The sequence below is a fragment of the Actinopolyspora mzabensis genome, from assembly GCF_900101095.1.
GTDB classification, from domain to species: Bacteria; Actinomycetota; Actinomycetes; order Mycobacteriales; family Pseudonocardiaceae; genus Actinopolyspora; species Actinopolyspora mzabensis.
Genome location: NZ_FNFM01000001.1, coordinates 313,109 through 332,712 on the forward strand (window position 1 = coordinate 313,109; position 19,604 = coordinate 332,712).

16 protein-coding genes are annotated in these 19,604 nt (G+C 69.9%); 4 read left to right on the forward strand and 12 right to left on the reverse strand.

The features are described from left to right. Positions 1-11: 11 nt before the first annotated feature. Together BLR41_RS01395 and kdgD are read right to left on the reverse strand one after the other, a co-directional pair. Positions 12-1,598: an aldehyde dehydrogenase (NADP(+)) gene (locus BLR41_RS01395; protein WP_092625550.1), complete on the reverse strand. Its 1,587-nt coding sequence runs from the start codon at positions 1,596-1,598 to the stop codon at positions 12-14. A 5-nt stretch (positions 1,599-1,603) separates the two neighbouring features. Next, entirely contained in the window at positions 1,604-2,524 is a 921-nt protein-coding gene (kdgD, locus tag BLR41_RS01400; protein WP_092625552.1) for a 5-dehydro-4-deoxyglucarate dehydratase, read from the reverse strand. Positions 2,525-2,632: 108 nt separating this feature from the next. Between kdgD and BLR41_RS01405 the strand changes: the two genes are divergently transcribed. Continuing rightward, positions 2,633-3,505 (forward strand): LysR substrate-binding domain-containing protein, encoded by an 873-nt coding sequence (locus tag BLR41_RS01405; RefSeq protein ID WP_092625554.1) that lies wholly within the window; start codon positions 2,633-2,635, stop codon positions 3,503-3,505. Between the two features lie 279 nt (positions 3,506-3,784). Beyond that, a complete protein-coding gene (locus BLR41_RS01410) occupies positions 3,785-6,367 on the forward strand; it encodes a LuxR C-terminal-related transcriptional regulator (RefSeq protein ID WP_092625556.1) in 2,583 nt (860 codons plus the stop codon). A 630-nt stretch (positions 6,368-6,997) separates the two neighbouring features. Here the strand turns inward: BLR41_RS01410 and BLR41_RS01415 are convergent. The 5 genes from BLR41_RS01415 to BLR41_RS01435 form a co-directional block, all read right to left on the reverse strand. Next, positions 6,998-7,357, reverse strand: a complete 360-nt coding sequence (locus BLR41_RS01415; protein WP_092625558.1) for a LysR family transcriptional regulator — start codon at positions 7,355-7,357, stop codon at positions 6,998-7,000. A gap of 409 nt (positions 7,358-7,766) precedes the next feature. After that, complete coding sequence (gene guaB1, locus BLR41_RS01420; RefSeq protein WP_092625559.1) at positions 7,767-9,206, reverse strand: GMP reductase; 1,440 nt, start codon at positions 9,204-9,206, stop codon at positions 7,767-7,769. A gap of 175 nt (positions 9,207-9,381) precedes the next feature. After that, positions 9,382-9,867 (reverse strand): DUF4288 domain-containing protein, encoded by a 486-nt coding sequence (locus tag BLR41_RS01425; RefSeq protein ID WP_092625561.1) that lies wholly within the window; start codon positions 9,865-9,867, stop codon positions 9,382-9,384. Between the two features lie 47 nt (positions 9,868-9,914). Further along, entirely contained in the window at positions 9,915-11,450 is a 1,536-nt protein-coding gene (locus tag BLR41_RS01430) for a GGDEF domain-containing protein (RefSeq protein WP_092625563.1), read from the reverse strand. Positions 11,451-11,819: 369 nt separating this feature from the next. Beyond that, positions 11,820-13,217: a class II fumarate hydratase gene (locus BLR41_RS01435; protein WP_092626021.1), complete on the reverse strand. Its 1,398-nt coding sequence runs from the start codon at positions 13,215-13,217 to the stop codon at positions 11,820-11,822. A gap of 140 nt (positions 13,218-13,357) precedes the next feature. Between BLR41_RS01435 and BLR41_RS01440 the strand changes: the two genes are divergently transcribed. After that, complete coding sequence (locus BLR41_RS01440) at positions 13,358-14,362, forward strand: NAD(P)/FAD-dependent oxidoreductase (protein ID WP_092626023.1); 1,005 nt, start codon at positions 13,358-13,360, stop codon at positions 14,360-14,362. A gap of 464 nt (positions 14,363-14,826) precedes the next feature. Here BLR41_RS01440 and glpX read toward each other — a convergent pair whose 3' ends face one another. Beyond that, positions 14,827-15,888: a class II fructose-bisphosphatase gene (gene glpX, locus BLR41_RS01445; protein WP_092625565.1), complete on the reverse strand. Its 1,062-nt coding sequence runs from the start codon at positions 15,886-15,888 to the stop codon at positions 14,827-14,829. A gap of 246 nt (positions 15,889-16,134) precedes the next feature. Here glpX and BLR41_RS01450 point away from each other — a divergent pair, with 246 nt between their 5' ends. Then, complete coding sequence (locus tag BLR41_RS01450; protein WP_092625567.1) at positions 16,135-16,758, forward strand: DUF4245 domain-containing protein; 624 nt, start codon at positions 16,135-16,137, stop codon at positions 16,756-16,758. An 11-nt stretch (positions 16,759-16,769) separates the two neighbouring features. Here the strand turns inward: BLR41_RS01450 and BLR41_RS01455 are convergent, their stop codons facing one another. From BLR41_RS01455 to BLR41_RS01470, 4 genes are all read right to left on the reverse strand, one after another. Then, positions 16,770-17,018 carry an exodeoxyribonuclease VII small subunit gene (locus tag BLR41_RS01455; protein ID WP_092626025.1) on the reverse strand — a complete coding sequence of 83 codons (249 nt, stop codon included), beginning with the start codon at positions 17,016-17,018 and terminating at the stop codon, positions 16,770-16,772. Positions 17,019-17,086: 68 nt separating this feature from the next. After that, entirely contained in the window at positions 17,087-17,530 is a 444-nt protein-coding gene (locus tag BLR41_RS01460) for a hypothetical protein (protein WP_425426868.1), read from the reverse strand. A gap of 107 nt (positions 17,531-17,637) precedes the next feature. After that, positions 17,638-18,861 carry an exodeoxyribonuclease VII large subunit gene (xseA, locus tag BLR41_RS01465; RefSeq protein ID WP_092626029.1) on the reverse strand — a complete coding sequence of 408 codons (1,224 nt, stop codon included), beginning with the start codon at positions 18,859-18,861 and terminating at the stop codon, positions 17,638-17,640. A gap of 136 nt (positions 18,862-18,997) precedes the next feature. Next, entirely contained in the window at positions 18,998-19,558 is a 561-nt protein-coding gene (locus BLR41_RS01470) for a lipid droplet-associated protein (protein ID WP_092625569.1), read from the reverse strand. Positions 19,559-19,604: the final 46 nt, after the last annotated feature.

Consider the following 19,604-nt stretch of genomic DNA (forward strand, 5'->3'; position numbering starts at 1 on the left):
CTCCGCCCGCTTCAGCGCCGTCCCGGTTCGCCGTCGACCCGGCGCCACAGCTGTTCGGGGTTGCCCGGCGCGACCGAGTCGGGCAGCAGCGTCTCGGGGACGTCCTGGTAGGCGACCGGCCGCAGGAACCGCTCCACGGCCAGAGTTCCCACCGAGGTGCCGCGGGAGTCCGAGGTGGCGGGGAACGGTCCACCGTGGACCATCGCGTGGCCCACCTGCACCCCGGTCGGCCAGCCGTCGAACAGGACGCGTCCCGCGCACCGCTCCAGCAGCGGCAGCAGCGCGGCGGCCTCGGAGTGGTCGGCCGTCGCGGCGTGCACCGTGGCGGTCAGCTGGCCCTCCAGGTTCCGCGCGACCTCGCGGAGCTGTTCGGCGTCGCGGCAGCGGACCACCAGTGAGCACGCGCCGAACACCTCCTGGTGCAGCGTCTCGTCGGCGAGGAACTCGCTCGCATCGGTGGCCAGCAGGGCGGGGCGGCAGGTGTTCGGCCGGTCCGTCCCGGTTGCCCGTGCCAGTTCCTCGACCGAGGGGTGTGCCGCGAGTTCGTCCAGTCGTGCGGCGTAGGCGTGGGCGATGTCGGGGGTGAGCATCGTGCTCGGTTCGCTCGCCGCGACCGAGTCGGCGGCGTTGCTCAGGAACTCCCGCAGCTCCGGCCCGTCGACCGCGACCACCAGTCCCGGGTTGGTGCAGAACTGGCCGGCTCCCGAGGTCAGCGAGCCGACGAAACCGGTGGCGATGTCCCCGGCCCGCTCGGCGAGCGCGTTGGGCAGCAGGAAGACCGGGTTGGTGCTGCTCATCTCCGCGAACACCGGGATCGGGCGTGGCCGCGACTGCGCCGCCGCCAGCAGCGCCAGTCCACCGGAGCGGGAACCGGTGAAGCCGACCGCCTGGATCCGCGGGTCCGTGACCAGTGCGGTGCCCAGCTCGGGCCCGGAGCCGAACAGCATCGAGAAGGTGCCGGCGGGCATGTCGAGCTCGGTGACCGCCCGGGTCACGGCTCGCGCGACCAGCTCGCAGGTGCCGGGGTGGGCGTCGTGCGCCTTGACCACCACCGGGCAACCGGCCGCCAGCGCGGAGGCGGTGTCACCGCCCGCCACGGAGAAGGCCAGCGGGAAGTTGCTCGCGCCGAACACCGCCACCGGTCCCAGCGGAATCCGGCGCTGCCTGATGTCGGGCCGGGAACGGGAACCGTCGTCGGCGGCGGGGGAGGGGTCGACACGTGGCGCCTCGAAGTCGCCCTGCCGGACCAGCGAGGCGAACATCCGCAGCTGCCCGGTGGTGCGGCCGACCTCGCCGGTCAGCCGTGCCTTCGGCAGTCCGCTCTCGGAGTGCGCGCGTTCGACCAGCGTCTCGCCGAGCGCGTCGATGTTGTCGGCGATCCGGTCCAGCAGCGCCGCGCGATCGCTTCGCGGGGCGGCCCGATAGGCGGGGAACGCTTCCTCCGCGGCGGCGCAGGCCCGGTCGACGTCGGCGGGGGTGCCGTGGCCGAACTCCGGCTCCAGTGGTTGCCCGGTGGCCGGGTCCACGGCACGGATCCCCGTGCCCTTGCCGAGGATCTCCGCTCCCGCGACGAGCATGTGTCCGGTGGGTCGCGTCATCGTTCTCACTCCTCCGATATCCGTTGCACGAGGTTGTCGAGCATCGCCTGTTCGGTTTCGTCCAGATCCACCAGCGGCGGCCGTACCGGCCCCGCGGGACGGCCGATCACCCGCATGCCCGCCTTGACGATGCTGACCGCGTAACCGGCCCGGCGGTCCCTGATCTCGCAGTAGGGCAGTACGAACTCGTTCAGGTAGCGGTAGACCGTGTCCCGGTCCCGGCGCTGCACCGCCTCGTAGAACCGCAGGGCGAACTCGGGCACGAAGTTGAACATCGCCGAGGAGTACGTGCTCACCCCCATTTCCAGATAGGGCAGTGCGAACGTCTCGGCGGTGGGCAGCCCTCCGATGTAGGTGAGGCGGTCACCCATGCGGGAGTAGATGCGCGTCATCCGCTCGATGTGGCCGACGCCGTCCTTGAAACCGATCAGATTCGGGCAGTCCTCGGCCAGGCGAGCCACCGTGGTGTCGGTGAAGATCGCGTTGGCACGGCTGTAGATGATCACACCGAGGTCGGTGGCGGCACAGACGCGGCGAACGTGCGCCGCGAGTCCCTCCTGGTCGGCCTCGGTGAGGTAGGGCGGCAGCAACAGCAGTCCGTGCGCCCCCGCCCGTTCGGCGGCCCGGGCCATCTCCACCGCTGTGGCCGTGCCGTGTCCCGCCGGGGCGATCACCGGCAGGTTCGGCGGCACCTCCTCGACCGCGGCGGTGACCACCGTCTCGACCTCGGCCGGGGTGAGGGAGAAGAACTCCCCGGTCCCGCCCGCCGCGAACAGCCCGGTGGCGCCGTGCCCGGCGAGCCATCGGATGTTCTCGCGGTAGGCGGACTCATCGAAGCTCAGGTCCTGCCGAAAATGGGTCACCGGGAACGAGAGCAGCCCGGAAGCCAGCCGGCGGGCGACCTCGGTTGGTGAGAGGTGGGGCATCGGTTCGTCTTCCTCCGGTTCCGGACGTTGGTTGGAGGTGACGCTAGAGTTAACCGTCGATGCGCGTCTAACTCCGATTAAGCATCCACCAATACCCCGAAAGTATCGATGTTCACACTCACCCAGCTGGCCGGCTTCGTCGCGGTCGCCGAGGAAGGCCACTTCGGGCGGGCCGCGCAGCGGCTGCGCATGACCCAGCCCCCGCTGAGTCGGCAGATCCAGCAACTGGAGAAGGAACTACAGGTCCGGTTGTTCCACCGGGCCAGCCGAACGGTGTGGCTCACCCCGGCCGGGCGCTCGTTCCTGCCGGACGCGCGGAGGCTGCTCTACGAGGCCGAGACCGCCGCGCTCTCGGTGCGGCGGGTGACCGCGGGCCAGGAGGGCGCGGTGCGGGTGGGATTCACCGCGACCTCGGCCTACGGTGTGCTGGGCGGAATGATCGACACGGCTCGACAACACCTGCCGCACGTCGAGCTCGTGCTGCGCGAACTGGTCACCAGGGAGCAGCTCGAACGGCTCTCCGCCGGAGCGCTCGACCTCGGGCTGGTGCGACCGCCGGGCAGGCAGGACCTGCGCTCCCGGCTGCTGCGCCGCGAGCCGCTGCTGGCGGCGCTGCCCGCGAACCACCCGCTGGCCTCGGCCCCCGGACCGCTGGAGTTGAGCGCCTTCGACGGCGCCGACGTGGTGACCTACTCGCCCTCCGAGGCGCGCTACTTCCACGAACTGCTGGTGGGCGTCTTCCGGGAGGCCGCGGTGCGGCCGAACTACGTGCAGCACGTGAGCCAGGTGCACACCCTGTTGGCGCTGGTGGCGGTGGGTCTGGGGATCACCCTCGTACCGTCCATCGCCACCCGGCTCCGGCTGGAGGGCGTCGTGTTCCGGGAGGTGCGCCTGCCCGAACCGGAACCGGTGGAGCTGCACCTGGCCTGGCGGGACGGCAACGACAACCCGGCGCTGCACGCGCTGCTGGAGTTGCTGTGATGCCTCGCCCGACTCGGGGAGCTCCACTGCCCGCGCGGACGCGGCGCGCGGCCTCCGCTCGTCGACGAGTGACCGTTCTCGGGAACCGGGTGTTGCCGGAAGCCGCGAGGTGGGCCTCCTCCGCTTCCCGCGTCGTGCCGAGCTGGTCCAGCGTCCTCGGCGGAGTCGACGCACGGCACACGCTCCGGGAGGCTCACCGGCCCGCGTCAGTCGCCCGGAGCGTTGGCCCGGCACCACGAATGGACTAGAAATACGATTGTGCTGGATAGTGAACCATTCGTGGGTAGGGAAGCCGAACTCGCCGCGGTGTACGAGGGATTGACCGATCCCCGGTGTTCGGTAATCGCCATCACCGGTTCTCGGGGCACCGGCAGATCCCGGATGCTCGAAGCCGCACTGCGAATGTCGCGGGAGCTCGGTGCGTCGGTGGAGCTCGCCCGGGCCACCTCCGCCGCGCGGAACATCCCGTTCGGTGCCGTGGCAAGGATGCTGCCGCAACACGTTTCGGGATGGTCGGCCCCCACCGAGCTGATTCGCACCATGGTCGCGCTGTACGCGGAGCAGTCCTCGCGAACCCGCCAAGTGGTCGCCGTCGACGACGCGCAGCTGCTCGACCCCGAATCGGCGACGTTGTTGCACGCGCTCGCGGGAAGCGGCCACGCGCTCGTGGTGCTGACTCTGGACACCGACGCGGAGGGGCCGGACACGGTGACCGCGCTGTGGAAGGACCTGGGCGGCCGGTTTGTCTCCCTGCGCCCGTTGCGGATCACCGAGATCTCCACTTACCTGCACGAGAACCTCGGAGGGCCGGTGAACGGCGTCCTGGTGCGCTCGGTCGCGGAGGCCACCGAGGGCAACCTGCTCTGGATGCGGGAGTTGCTGCGCGGCGCGCTGGAAGCCGGAGCCATCGCACGCAACCAGGACGGTCTCTGGGAGCTGCTCGAAGTGCCGCCGTTGTCGGATCGGCTGCAGCGGCTGTTGAGCGACCGGCTGCGCCACGCTTCCGCGGAAGCCCTCGAAGTGGCGACATGGCTGGCGATGGCGGGGGACACGTTGCCGATATCCGCGTTGGAGAGGGTGCTGGAACACCCTGTTCCCTCGGCGGCCGAAGCCGAGGGCGTCGTTCGGCTGGAGGGGCGCGACTCGGTCCGACTGACCCATCCCCTCTACGGAGTCCTGCTGCGCGAATGCACCCCTCGGCTGGAGCGTCGCAGGCGACGCTCCGCGCTCGTCCGTTCGATGCTCGCCGACACGCCCATCGCCAGCGCGGAACTGGTTCACGTGCTGTGCGACAGCGAGGAGTGCGATGAACGGGTCGACACGGATCTCGTGCTGCGGGCCGCGCGGGCCGCGATGGACGGAGGGGACTACGGAATCGGCTGGGAACTCAGCCGCTTCGCGGGAGCGGACTCTCCCGAGGCGACTTCCGAGGCACTGGCCGTCGCGGGTGAGTGCGGGCTGTGGTTGGGGCGCGTGGACGAGGCGGAGAGCTATTTCAGGCGGGCCAGATGTCGTACCTCGGACAAGGATCTGCGCGTCGACCTCACGTTGGGGCTGGCCGCCAACCTGTTCATGGTCGCCGGCCGTGCCAAGGCCGCCGAAGAGTTGGTGAACGAGATCACCGCACATCTACCGCCCGAGGACTCGCGGTATCAGTACGCGGTGGCGCTGCGGGTGGGCATGGCGGCCAACGCGGGACGGATGCGCGCGATACTCGCGGAAGTGGAGGAGTCCTCGATCCCGGCGCTGACCGCCGCCAGGATCAGCGCGCTGACCTGGACGGGGCGGTTGCACGAGGCGGTCGATGCCGTTGGCTCCCTGACACGTGTCTCCGGCCCGGACCAGCGTCCGCCGTCCGATCTCGACCAGATCGTGTCCGTTACCGCGCTCGCCTACGCGGGGGAATTCCACGAGGCCCGGCGACGTGCTCACTCCGGCTATTACGAGACGCTGCGCAATCGCAGGCTGCCGGAGCAGGCGATGTGGGCCGCGGCGTGGAGCGAAGTGGAGATGCTCACCGGGAATCTGCGGACGGCCATGTCGTGTCTGCTGGAGGCAGCGGGCATCATGCGGCGCCGCCCCACGAGTCTGGGGCCGGCCGTGCACGGTGCCTGCCTGGGAAACCTGGCTCGGGTCGCCGCCATGTGCGGGGAGTCGGAGCAGGCGGAACGCGCACTGGAGGAGGGCGAGGAACTGCCCCTGCGGGAGTGCTTCGTGCCCGAGCTCGCCGGCGCCAGGGCGTGGATCGAGAGTGGTGGTACCGACCTGAGCCGGAGGCGGCAAGAACTGTGGGAGTGCGTTGCCGAGGCCAGGAACTCGGGTGCGCTGTTGTACGCGGCACGCACGTTGCTCGACATAGCACGCCTCGGCTGGGGTGAGGAGGCGTCTCGTGCGCTGGCCGAGATAGAGGGGGAGCTGCAGGGCGTGGTCGTGGCGAGCTGGGTCCGTTACGTACGGGCGCTCGCGGCCGGGGAACCGGACGGGTTGGTGCGGGTCTCCGAGGAGTTGGACGCGAGGGGAATGCGGCTGTTGGCCGCGGAGGCTCTGCTGGCTGCGGGAGGTGAGTTCCGCGCTCGTGGCCGCACGGTCGCCGCCACGGGCGTGGAGCACTCCGGTGCCGGTCTGGCCGAGTCGTTGGGCGCCAGAAGTCTGCTCAACGCCGCCCGAGCGGCCGAAGTGCCGCTTACCAAGCGTGAGAAGCAGATCGCGCGTCGGGTGCTCGCGGGGAGCTCGTCGGCCGATGTGGCCGGTGACCTGGGGATATCCACTCGTACGGTCGAGTCGCATCTGCAGAACGCCTACCGCAAGCTGGGGGTGCATTCCAGGGACGAGCTCGCACGGATCTACGGCGATTTCCTGTGAAGCCCTCCCGTCGGGGAGAATTCGGAGGGATTCTTCGCGGTGCATTCGGTTCATCGAAAAATTTCCGTACGGATTTTTCACGGTGTCGTTCCGTGCTCGGATCTACTGCCGCTGTTTTCGGTGAATCCGCCCAGCGGGTGATTCTCGGGCTTTGCCCGACTCGTTCCACGGGGTTGACTTCCGTGGTGTCCTGCGGTTTCCGCGCGCCACGCGCAACAGACCGGTCCCGAGTAGGTTCCGGAAGCACTGACAGCACTTCGTCGGTCGGGGCGGGAGTTCCTCTCCGACAGCGACTGGCACACGGTCGTCCGCTCCTGGACGAGGGTCTACCCGCTCGAACGTCCCTTCGCTCCGCCCCGCCGCCGCTGGGGTGGAGAATACGGGGACGAGGGACATTCGGCGGTGAACCGGGAGCTACGAGGAAGCCGGTGCGCTCGTCGAAGCGGTACTCGAACTCGGGGCGCTGCTCGCGTCGGCACTCGTCCAACCAGTGGGGAGCGTGTATCCCCCACTGGTTGTCACCGGTGGGGCGCGGTTCGCCGGGAACGGCCGCGGTCGTGTGAGGAAGTGTTGCGGGTACGGGGCCGGGACCCCTGGGAATCGGTTCCCGGCCGCGGACCCCACCGCGTGTTACCGGGGGGTGCTCGAAGGTGCGCCGGCCCCTTCGCTCAGCAGGTGGTCGAGCTCGGACGCGACCCCGTCGATCCCGGTGTTTCCGCCAACCCCGGTGTTTCCGCCAACCCCGGAGATCCGCTTCATGCGCTCCATGAGCGCCAGCATCTCCCGCGCGGTCGGGAGCATCCTCCTCCCGGAGTCGGTGAGCCTCACCCCTTCCGGGGTTCGTTCGAAGAGCTTCGTCCGTAGCGACTTCTCCAAGCACTTGATCTGGTAACTGATTGCCGGTTGCGAGTATCCGAGCTGTTGTGCCGCACGGTCCATACGCCTGGCGTCGGCGATGGTCACGAAGGCGCGGATCTCTCTTTCTTGCATCGCTACAGCTTTCCGTGAGCGGGTTCGGGACACCGTTCTCGTAACCGCTCGATCGCCTGTTCGCCTACCTGCTGGTGGTAACCGTCCTTTTCGGCGCACGCGGCTGTCCGGTGCTCTCGTGCAGTGACTCCGAGCCCGTGGAACGGGACAACCTTCACGGACATGTGTAGTCGATCGCGGCGTGGCGCGCATCAGTAACCCGTTACGTAGACTGAGACCCACGCGATGGGCCCGCTCGATCTCCGGAGGCCCGGGACGTCGAAGCGGTGTGCGAGAGGCTCCGCCGCGGGGCGCGAGTGCCCGCCGCGTCTACTGAAAGCGGAGGAACGGAGTCACTCCGGCGCGGGGAGGCTGGGCTCGTTCCGGAGCGGAGCGGGGCCGAGCCGGTGTCGCTCGGCCCCGGTAGAGGTCACCAACCGCTGGGCAGCGGCCTGCCCTCGGCGAAACCCGCGGCCGACTGGATACCCACCACGGCCCGGTCGTGGAACTCCGGGAGCGTGCGGGCGCCCGCGTAGGTGCAGGAGGAGCGCAGCCCCGAACTGATCTCGTCGAGCAGGTCCTCCACACCCGGCGCGTTGGGGTCCAACCGCATCCGCGAACTGGAGATGCCCTCCTCGAACAACGCCTTGCGCGCCTGGTCGAAGCCACTGTCCGAACGGGTGCGCGCGGTGACGGCACGCTTGGAGGCCATCCCGAAGGACTCCTTGTAGGCGTTGCCGTGCTCGTCGCGCTGCATGTCGCCGGGCGACTCGTAAGTGCCCGCGAACCAGGAGCCGACCATCACCGAGGCCGCGCCCGCGGCCAGCGCGAGCGCCACGTCCCTGGGGTGCCGGACACCGCCGTCGGCCCAGATCCGCTTGCCCAGCTCGGCCGCCGCTTCGGCGCACTCGGCGACGGCGGAGAACTGCGGCCTGCCCACGCCGGTCATCATCCTGGTGGTGCACATCGCGCCCGGCCCGACACCGACCTTGATCACGTCGGCCCCGGCCTCCGCGAGGTCGCGCACCCCCTCGGCGGTGACCACGTTGCCCGCCACCACCGGCACCTCGCCGGAGACGGAACGGATCGCACGCAGCGCGGCGATCATCTTCTCCTGATGACCGTGCGCGGTGTCGGCGACCAGCATGTCCACCCCGGCGTCCAGCAGCGCCGAGGTCTTGCCCGCGACGTCGCCGCTGACTCCCACGGCGGCGGCCACGCGCAGCCTGCCCTCGGCGTCAACCGCCGGGGTGTAGATCTCGGAACGCAGCGCGCCCCGCCGCGTCATGATCCCTGCGAGCTCACCCGCGCCGTTCACGGCGAGCGCCACCTCGCTGCCCCGCTGGTGCAGCGACTCGAACACCTCGCGTGGCTTGGTCTCCAGCGGCAGCACCACCGGGTCGCGGTCGGCGACCTCGCCGAGCCGGGCGAACCGGTCCACCCCGGTGCAGCACCGCTCGTCCACCACCCCCAGCGGGCGGCCGTCGTCGTCGACGATCACCACCGCGCCGTGCGCCCGCTTCGGCAGCAGGTTGAGCGCGTCGGCGACCGCGTCGCCCTCGTGCAACACCAGCGGGGTGTCCCAGACGGTGTGCCGCGACTTCACCCAGGAGACGATCTCGGCCACGGCCTCCGGGGCCACGTCCTGCGGCAGCACCACGAGGCCGCCCCGCCGGGCGATCGTCTCGGCCATTCGTCGTCCCGCCACGGCCGTCATGTTGGCGACCACGATCGGCAGCGTCGTACCCGAGCCGTCATCGGTCGACAGATCCACGTCGAACCGGGACTCCACCCCCGAGCGCACCGGGGCGAGGAAAACGTCGTCGTAGGTCAGGTCCGTGGTGGGCCGTTGTCCGTTCAAGAACCGCACAACACACCAGGATACCCCCTGCGAGGCAGCGGCTCACCCTTACGTGCCCGGTCGAGGGCGGTGTTGTGCCGATCCGCCGAGTCGAGTGTCCCCGGAGCCCGGACGCTCGTACGAAAGCACGATCCCGAAGTCACGGCCTCGGAGCCAGGGCTCTCCCCGGAACCGGGCCGGCCGGTCAGGGGTCCTCGCCCTCCAGGGTGGGTTCGAACGAGCGGTACCGCGCGTAGTTCCGGAAGAACCTGCTGTAGAGCTCGGAGCCGTCGTCGAAGGTCGCGTCCTCGATCTGCTTGACCTCCACCACGTGCTTGAGTCGCCAGGTGACCAGCTGCTGGTGCTCGTTGTGGTAGCTGATCTCCTGCTGCTTGCCGTACTCGCGCGCCTTCTCGTGGGCTTCCTCCTCCGAGTGAGCCGTCAACAGCACGAACGACTCCTCGTACAGCGGTTGGAAGTCGGGCGAGTCCGAGGTGGACTCCGTCACCAGAACCGCCACGTAGGCCTCCGGCTCCGCCCCCGCGAAAGCGGAGGCCCTGCCTCCCGTGGTGGGCTCGCCGCCGATGTTGATCGAACGGTCCGCGCCTTCCACCAGCTCGTCGGGAAGCTCCACCGGCGGAGGCATCTCTGGAGACTGCTCGGACTCCGGCTCGCTGCCGCGGTTGCTCATGACCCCACTTTCTCACTAGCGGTGCCGCGGAATCGGACGCCCACCCGTTACGGGTTCTCGGCGGCCACGGTCTTCCGGTTCGAACGCTTGCGGCTCAGCATCGCCCTGTCCGCCGTTTCGAGCGTGCCGGAGACCCCGAACGGTTCCGTCAGGTCGGCCCACCCGATCGTGACCGAGATCGGAGTTCCCGCCACCAACGCGTCCCAGTCCCCGTCGGCCACCGCGCTCGCTATCCGGGCCCCGATGCGGTGCGCGTCCGAGAGTTCGGTGTGCGGCAGCACAGCGACGAACTCGTCGCCGCCGTAACGCGCGACGAAATCACCCTGCCGGAGGGTCCTGGCGAGGATGGCCGCCACGCGCTGCAGCACCAGATCGCCCGAGAGGTGGCCGTAGACGGTGTTGACCTCCTTGAAACCGTCCAGGTCGATGACTCCCACCGCGGCATCGCTGCCGTTCTCGGCCAACCGCGAGACGTAGCGGTCGAAGTGTCTGCGGTTGGGCAGCCCGGTGAGCGGATCGGTGAGCGCCTCCGAGGCGTACTGTTCCACGGTGCGACGCAGCGCCTCGTGGTCGAGCTGCGCCCTGGTCCCGTCCACCAGCCGGTCACGCAGCTGTCCGGTGCCGCTGGTGGCCACCTTGATGGCCTTCCGGTCCGCCTCCCTGGCGGCGCGGTGGTTCCCCTCAGCGGCGTGCGCCAGGGCGCGCAACCGGTGTGGTTCGGCGCTTCCCAGCGTGTAGGGGCTGGTCGGGCGTTCGAGGCCGCGCAGTGCCCCGGCGGTGTCGCCCTCGGCGATCGACTCGCAGGCCGCGGCGAGCATCCGCAGGTCGGCCACTTCCCAGCCGTGCTCCTCGGCGGTGAACAGCGCGCTGTCCACCTCGGCCTGCTCGCCGAGTGCCCGCAGCCGCACCGCCGCGTAGCCGTAGTAGTACTGCTCCGCGGGCCAGAGTCGGCGTGGCTCGGTGCGGTCGGCCCAGGTCCGCAGCACTCGGCGCAGCATGTCTACGCAGCTTTCGGTGTCGCCGAGGTGATCCACCGAAACCGCCCAGCGCACCGCCACCTCGGGTAGCGCGTGGTCCCCGCTGGGCAACCCGAGGACCTGCCCGGCGCGGTAGCAGCGTTCGGCCAGCGGCGCGGCTTGTGCGTGGAACCCGAGGTAGGAGTAGGTCACCGCGAGATCGTGGCGGGCGACGACGGTCTCCTCCGTGGGGCCCCGTTCGTTGTCCAGTTCGCGCTCTGCCTGCACCAGGTGCCGCACGCAGCGTTCCAACGAGTCGGATGCGGCGATGATCCCCGCCAGCGCGTGCAGGTGGCCCCGCAGCGCGGGGGTCCGCCGCTCGGACAGCACGTCGAAGGCCCGGTCCAGCACCGCGGGGCACTCCTGGACACGGCCCAGGTTGAACAGCCTGCCGAGCTTGAGCACGAGTGCCCGACAGATCACCAGCGGATCGGCCGCGGCAGCGGCTATCCCGTCGGCCACCTCGATCGCGCCCGCGTTGTCGCCGTCGCGGGCCAGTGACCGGATGCTGTCGAAGTGCTCGGTGAAGTCCTCGGCAGGACCGACTTCCGATTCCGGAATCCGCATATTCCCTGTCCCCGCAGCGTTCGCCCAGCGGCAAGCCGTACCGGAGTGCCGCAATCGCGTCACGATAGTGCCACGGTCGTGTGAGTACCGTCACGAGCCAGTGCCGTGCGACTTCGGCGTGTTCGAGTCCGATGCGGCGTTACCCGCCAGCCGTGCCCCCGAGGTGCGAGGTAACCGCCCGGTTCCGGGCCACGCGGCGCGAGACACCGCGGGAGGAGCCGTCGGGTGCGGCGGAGGGAGATCCGGGCGCGAGCACCGGTCAGGGGTGGCTTCCAGTGGCACACGGGCGACCGGCACACGCCGCCGCGCGGAACCGGCCCGGCCTGTCCCACGGGGCGTGGCACGGCCGAGCCGGACGAGAGCGGTCGTTCAGCGCTCGGCCCGCGCCATGCTCAGCACGTCCAGGGCCTCGTCGAGCTGCTCCCGGGTGAGCTTGCCCGCCTCGATGTGGCCGCGCTCCAGCACCACCTCGCGGATGGTCTTGCGTTCCCGCAACGCCTGCTTGGCCACGGCCGCGGCCTCCTCGTACCCGATGTAGCGGTTGAGCGGGGTGACGATGGAGGGCGACCCCTCGGCGTACTCGCGGGTGCGCTCGGTGTCCGCGGACACCCCGGCGAAGACCTTGTCCGCCAGCAACCTGGACACCGCGGCGAGCAGCCTCGTCGACTCGAGCACGTTGCGCGCGATCACCGGCAGGTTCACGTTCAGCTGGAAGTTGCCCTGCGAACCAGCGAAGGACACCGTGGCGTCGTTGCCGACCACCTGGGCCACCACCTGCATCGTGGCCTCCGGGATCACCGGGTTGACCTTGCCGGGCATGATCGACGAGCCCGGCTGCAGGTCGGGCAGCGCGAGTTCGGCCAGCCCGGTTCGCGGGCCGGAGCCGAGCCAGCGCAGATCATTGGCGATCTTGTTCAGGCTCACCGCGACGGTACGCAGGTTGCCCGAGGTCTCGACCACGCCGTCCTGGGTGGCCTGTGCCTCGAAGTGGTTGCGTGCCTCGGTCAGCGGAAGACCGGTCACCCGGGCCAGTTCGGACGAGACGGCGGCCCCGAAGCCCTCGGGAGCGTTCAGGCCCGATCCCACGGCAGTACCACCGATGGGCAGTTCCCCCAGCCTGTCCAGTCCGGCACGCAGCCGTTCCACGCCGTACCGCACCTGCGCGGCCCAGGCGCCCGCCTCCTGGCCCAGCGTGATCGGCACCGCGTCCATCAGGTGGGTACGACCCGACTTGACCACCTCGCTCCACTCCGCGGCACGACCCTCGATCACGGCCGCGAGCTGTTCCAGCGCCGGGATCGCGTCGGTCAGCACCGCTTCGGTGGCGGCGACGTGGATCGTGGTCGGGAAGGTGTCGTTGGAGGACTGCGAGGCGTTGACGTGGTCGTTCGGATGGACGTCGCGTCCGAGCGAACGGGTGGCCAGGGTGGCGATCACCTCGTTGGCGTTCATGTTCGAGCTGGTGCCCGAACCGGTCTGGAACACGTCGATGGGAAAGTGGTCGTCGTGACGGCCCTCGGCCACCTCGTCGGCCGCGGCGGCGATCGCCTCGGCCATGTCCGCCTCCAGCACGCCCAGTTTGCCGTTGACCCGCGCGGTCGCGGCCTTGAGCAGCCCCATCGCGCGGATCTGGGCCCGTTCCAACCCCTGGCCGGACACGGGGAAGTTGTCCACGGCACGCTGCGTCTGCGCCCGGTACAGCGCCTCGGCGGGCACCTGTACCTCACCCATGGTGTCGTGCTCGGTGCGGTATTGCTGTTCACTCATGCGAGAAGTGTGAACCGTGTCGACCGCGCGGGTCAGTATGGGTTCGGCCACTCGGTGATCGGTTTGTGCTGCTCGCCCACTCGCGCCCTTCCTCGGGCTAGGCTGGGAACCGGTTGTTGCCGTCACTGGACGAGGTGGACATGAGTCGCGACACGCTGTCGGATGAGAAGGTCTCCGCCGAGGTCGACGTGCTGATCGTCGGAGCGGGACCGACGGGACTCTACGCCGCCTACTACGCCGGTTTTCGTGGTCTCTCGGCCGCGCTGGTGGACTCGTTGCCCGAACCCGGCGGTCAGGTGACGGCCATGTACCCGGAGAAGCGGATCTTCGACGTGGCGGGCTTCCCCGAGATCAAGGGGCGGGACCTGATCAGCGGACTCGTCGAGCAGGCCGACCGCTACGAGCCCACCTACCTGCTGGGCAGGTACGCCACCGACCTCACCGTCGACTCGCGGGGCCTGCTCGTGGGACTGGGGGACGGCAGCGCCGTGCGGGCCGGGGCGATGCTGATCACGGCCGGAATCGGCGAGTTCACCCCCAGGCCGCTGCCCGCCGGGGACGGCTGGCTGGAGCGGGGAGTCGTGCATTTCATCCCCGAGATCGCCGCGCACGAGGGCCGCGACGTGGTCGTGGTGGGCGGCGGGGACTCCGCGTTCGACTGGGTACTGGCACTGCACCCGGTCGCCAACAGCGTCACCCTGGTGCACCGCCGCGCCAGGTTCCGCGCCCAGGACGGGCTCATCCGGGAAGTGGAACGTCTCGACGTGCCGCTGCTCACCGGCGCAGAGGTGACCGAGATCCGCGGTGACGAGCACCGGGTTCGGGAGATCGAACTCGAACTGTCCGGAGGGGACACCAAGGTGCTGCGCGCCCAGACCGTGGTGGCCGCGCTGGGATTCACCGCCGAACTCGGCCCCATAACCGAATGGGAACTCGACCTGGACAAGCGTTCCATCAAAGTGGACACCACGATGCGCACGAACCGGGAACGGATCTACGCCGCGGGCGATGTGGCGTCCTACCCCGGCAAGGTCAAGCTCATCGCCACCGGGTTCGGCGAAGCCGCCACCGCCGTGAACAACATCGCGGTGGAGCTCGATCCCTCGGTGCGACTATTCCCCGGACACTCCACCAACACCGGCTGATTCCGGAACTGTGGCACGGCTCGGGGGCCGTAGCTGGTCGCTTGGCGGAACCTCCGGCGGCGCCTCGCTCCGGGGAGGACCGACATCGGGTAGCGACCTACACAACGTCGGGCCTTCCTCGCGAGGCACTCGCCGGAGAACCCGCGGCGGTGCCGATTGTGAGGGTGGTCGGAGCTCGGCCTGCGGAGTGGTGGGGGCTCGACCTGCGAGGGTGGTCGGAGTTCGGCCTGCGGGAGGGGGCGGAGCTCGGCCCGCGGGAGGGGTGGAGACTCGGCCCGCGAGGGTGGTCGGAGTTCGGCTCCCCGCCGCAGCGGCGCGGCGATTTCGCGAGAAATTGACGCCGCACGGGGCGCACTGCCCCGTGTACCGCCCCCGGCCACCCGCGGCGACTCCGGTGCCGGGGCTTCGGAGCCGGCCGCGGGGTCCCGGATTCGGCCGCGAGGGCCGGATTCGGTCGCGGGTCCTCAGGGCAGCAGACCGTGGCGCGCCGTGGGCTCGCCGTTCGTGAAGTCGAGCTCCGAGTACTCGCTGAGCTTGCTCAGTTTGTGCGATCCCTCGATCAGTCGGACCGTGCCCGACTTGGAACGCATCATCAACGACTGGGTGGTGCAGCGCTGCGCCCGGTAGTGCACGCCGCGCAGCAGCGCCCCGTCCGTGATGCCGGTGGCGCAGAAGAACACGTTGTCGCCGCCCACCAGGTCCGAGGTGGTCAGAATTCGTTCGGGGTCGTGCCCCGCGGCGCGCACCTGCTCCCGCTCGGTGTCGTCCTTCGGCCACAGCCGGGCCTGCAACTCGCCGTCCATGCACTTCAACGCGCACGCGGTGATGATGCCCTCGGGGGTGCCGCCGATCCCCATGAGCATGTCCACCCCGCTGTCCGGCCGCGCGGCGGCGATCGCTCCCGCCACGTCGCCGTCCGAGATGAACTGGATCCGGGCGCCCGCCGCGCGCACCTCGGATATCAGCTGCTCGTGCCGAGGACGATCCAGGATGCACACGGTGACATCCGAGACCTCGATCTGTTTGGCCTTGGCCACCCGCCGGATGTTCTCGGCGACGGGCGCACTGATGTCGACCACATCCGCAGCCTCGGGTCCGACGGCCAGTTTCTCCATGTAGAACACGGCGGAGGGATCGAACATCGCGTTGCGCTCGGCGACCGCCAGTACCGCCAGGGCGTTCGGCATCCCCTTGCTCAACAGGGTGGTTCCGTCGATCGGGTCGACGGCCACGTCGCACTCGGGCCCCTGCCGGTTGCCCACTTCCTCCCCGTTGAACAGCATCGGGGCCTCGTCCTTCTCGCCCTCGCCGATCACGACGACCCCGTGCATCGCCACGGTCCCGATCAGCTTGCGCATGGCCTCGACGGCGGCCCCGTCCCCCGAGTTCTTGTCGCCACGTCCCACCCAGCGGCCCGCGGCCATCGCGGCTGCCTCGGTCACCCGCACCAGGTCCATCGCCAGGTTGCGGTCAGGGGCCTCGGGATGACGGGTGGTCTCGTGCGAAGCGGTGTTGGAACTGCTCATGGCGCCTCCCGTGGGCGAGTGCGACTCGCTGTCTCGGTAACTGTCCGCTGCCTTGGTCGTCGGTCGTCCGGCCCCGTCCCGTCCCGACGGACGAGCCCGGTCGGGCGGAGCGTTCACCGCCCGTGATCCTCTCGATGAGCGGATCTTCGCAGATCCGCGGCCGTGCCGTTCCGGTGAAGTGGCGCAGGCCACGCGCCCGTTCGGCCAGGCGGGCGCGTCGGCACGCGCATCGCGGTGGGTGAGAGCATGCGAGGCGTGGCTGAACAGCGCAACCAGAGCTCGGAGGACAATCGATCCAGTGCTCCGGCGGGAGGCCCGTCCCGTGGGCCTCGCGCCATGTTGTTCGCGATGCTGCCGCTGGTACTCGTGGTGCTGGGAATAGCCGGGCTGACGGGGCGCTGCTCGTTCAGCCCGCTGGGGCCCTCGATGGACCCGGTGACGACCCCCACCATCAACGCCTCCGAGGAGCTCGGCTCCGCGGCTCGTCGGGTGGACTTCCAGGTGTTGCGCCCCGAGCTGCCCGAGGGATGGCGCGCCAACTCCGCGGACGTGCGGCAAGTCGCCCCGGGCACCACCGCCGTGCAGGTGGGCTGGCTGACCGGCCGAACCCACTACGTGCGGTTGTCGCAGTCACCGGCCTCGGAGGCCGAGCTGGTCTCCTACGAGACCGAACAGCGGCCCAAGGCGTTGGGAACCGTCGACGTGGCCGGCCGCAAGTGGGTGATCTACCAGAGCATCCGTTCGGAACGGGCGTGGGTCAGCGAGCGTGCCGACGTCCGACTATTGATCACCGGCAACGGTGACGAGCGGGAGTTCCGCACGATGGCCAGGGCCGTCTCGCGAGCTTCCGTGGTGGAACCCGGGCAGTGACGCGGCCGGGCTCACTGCCCGGTTTCCGCCTGCTCCTCGTGCTGTTCCACCGCCGCCAGGGCCTGGTCCACACGCTGTCGCGCACCGGCCAGATGCCGTTCGCAGACCTTGGCCAGCGCCTCACCACGTTCCCACAGCGCGAGGGAGTCCTCCAGGGAGAGCCCGCCCGCCTCCAGCCGTTTGACGACCTCGGCCAGTTCGTCGCGAGCTCGTTCGTACCCCAGTCCGGCGACGTCCGGGTGGTCGGCTTCGGGATCGATTCCGTGCTCGGAAGCGCTAGCTGGGGCGGTCCCCGCGTTCTCGTCGGGACTTTCCGGTTCGCTGCTGGTCACTGCGTGGCTCTTTCCAAGTTCTGCTGTACCGACATGACCGCCTCGGCGATGGCCTGGTCGTAGCCGACGAAAGCCTCGGCGAACTCCTCGCCGTCGCCCTCGCGTACCGCGTCGTTGATACGTAGTTGTGCCGAGGCGACCCTACGCCGGTACCCCACCCCGCGCTCCGACCACCACCGGTCGCCCACGTACCGTGAGGTCGCTTCCGCGAGTGCGCTGAGCTGTGTCGGCAACGCGCGTCGCTCCGGAGGGTGACAACCGCCGAGCAGCGCCGCCCAGCAGCCGGCCGCCACCGTGTCCGTTTCCTCCGCCCGACTCCGGACCACGCGGGCATCACCCCCGGCGGGTGTGCCCGATGCCGTGGCCGCCGAAGCGGTAACGGCGACGGTGAGGGGGAGGAAGGTGGGCTCTCGCCCGTGATTCAGCACCACGACCTCCATGTGCGCTCTCAACTGCCGGAAACCTCGTCATCGCGGGTCACGTAGCGCGACAGCTCCAGGACAGGCGCTGTCGCGGCGGGCGTGCCGTCGGATTCCGGTGCGGCCGGCTACTCGTCCTCGGTCACGACGGCATGTACGGTGCCGTCCTCCAGACGGATCCGCAGGGGCGTTCCGGGGCGAACCTGCTCCGCCGAACGCAAGATGGACGAATCCGGACCGTCGGCGCGTTGCACGATCGCGTAACCGCGAGCAAGCGTGGCTGCCGGACCCAGCGCCGTCAAGCGCGACCTCGTCGCGGCCAGCTCCTGCCCCTCCCCGGTGATCACCGTCAGCATCGCGCGCCTGCCGCGTTGCCGCAGCGCGTCCACCTCTTCGACCCTTCGGTGCAGCGGACCCTTCGGGTCAGCGAGCGAAGGCCTGCTGCGCAGCGAATTCAGCAGTCCCTGCTCGCGTTCCACCCAACCGCGCAAGGCCCGTCTGGCGCGGTCGGTGAGCTGTCCGATACGTCTGGTCTCCTCGGCCACGTCGGGCACCACCCGCTTGCCCGCACCCGTGGGTGTGGAGCTGCGCACATCCGCGACGTGATCCAGCAGCGGGGAGTCCGGTTCGTGCCCTATCGCGCTCACCACGGGGGTGGCGCACGTGGCGACCGCGCGGCACAGCGTCTCGTCCGAGAACGGCAACAGGTCCTCCACGCTGCCGCCGCCCCGCGCCAGCACTATCACCTCGACGTCCGGATCGCGGTCGAGCTCGGAGAGTGCCTCCAGGATCTGGGGCACCGCGGTGGAACCCTGCACGGCCACGTTGCGCACCGCGAAGTCCACGGCGGGCCAGCGCAACCGGGCGTTGCTGATGACGTCGTGCTCGGCAGCCGAACCACGTCCGGTGATCAGCCCCACACGTCCGGGCAGCAGGGGTGGGGAACGTTTCCGGGCGGTCTCGAACAGTCCCTCGGCCGCGAGCAGCTTGCGGAGCCGTTCGATACGTGCCAGCAACTCGCCGACACCCACCGTGCGGATCTCGTCCACCCGCAGGCTCAGGGTTCCCCTGCCCACGTAGAACGAGGGTTTGCCGTGCACCACCACTCTGCTGCCGTCGGTCAGCGGCGGATCCATGCCCTGCAACAGGGTGTTCGGGCAGGTCAGTGTCAGCGACACGTCGGCGGAGGGGTCGCGCAGCGTCAGGAACGCGGTGGTGGCCTTGGGGCGTGCGGAGATCTGGGTGAGTTGGCCCTCCACCCAGATGTTTCCCAACCGGTTGATCCACTCCGCTATCTTGCGGGAGACGGTACGAACCGGCCAGGGCTCTTCGGCGCTGGTGGCGGAACTCAGCGGACTCGCTCCTTCGGATGACGACTCGGGCTGGGCCGGACCTTTCCCGCCGGGGCGCACGTGCCGGCACGAGCGGCCGGAGGCGACTCGACGGTCGTGTTCCCGACCGCGGGTTCGACGGGTTGTCCGCGAACGGTCAGCCGTCGCGCTCGGCGGCGGCCCGTACGTTGTTCAGCCTGTTGAACAGCATCTGCAGAAAGTCCGGACGCCGGGAATGCGCCCGTTCGTGCTCCAGCAGCCGCACCAGGTCCGACTCGGAGAGCCCGCGTAACTTTCCCCGCAGCTGCGGCAGGGTCATTTCCTCGTAACCGGGCAGCAGGTCCGAGACGTCCCCCGGAACCTCCTCGCTCGACCACTCGTGCTCCGGGGGCGGATGCGCCACGAAACGGTCGGTCTCGGAATCGGTCGCTGCCGCCTGCCGATCGGTCCGGGCCCGCTCCGGGGTGGTGGGCGGCTCGTCCTCGTCGAACGTCGCCCAGTCGGGGTGTTGTTCGGGCTGCCGCGCACCGGCGAGCAGGTCGTCTCCCTTGATCGCCAGCTCCGTGATGTGCTGTTGCACCCGCATGCTCAGCTGCAGTGCCTGACTGGTGACGGTGACGGGCAGACCGAGCAGGTGGTCGGGCAGCCTGCGGGTCTGTTCGACCACCGTGCCCGCCAGCCCCGCTGCCACCCGAATCGGCAAAGGAAACGATCGCATACCGTCAAGCTTGCCCCACGAGCGTGGCCCTCGTCATCACGTGACG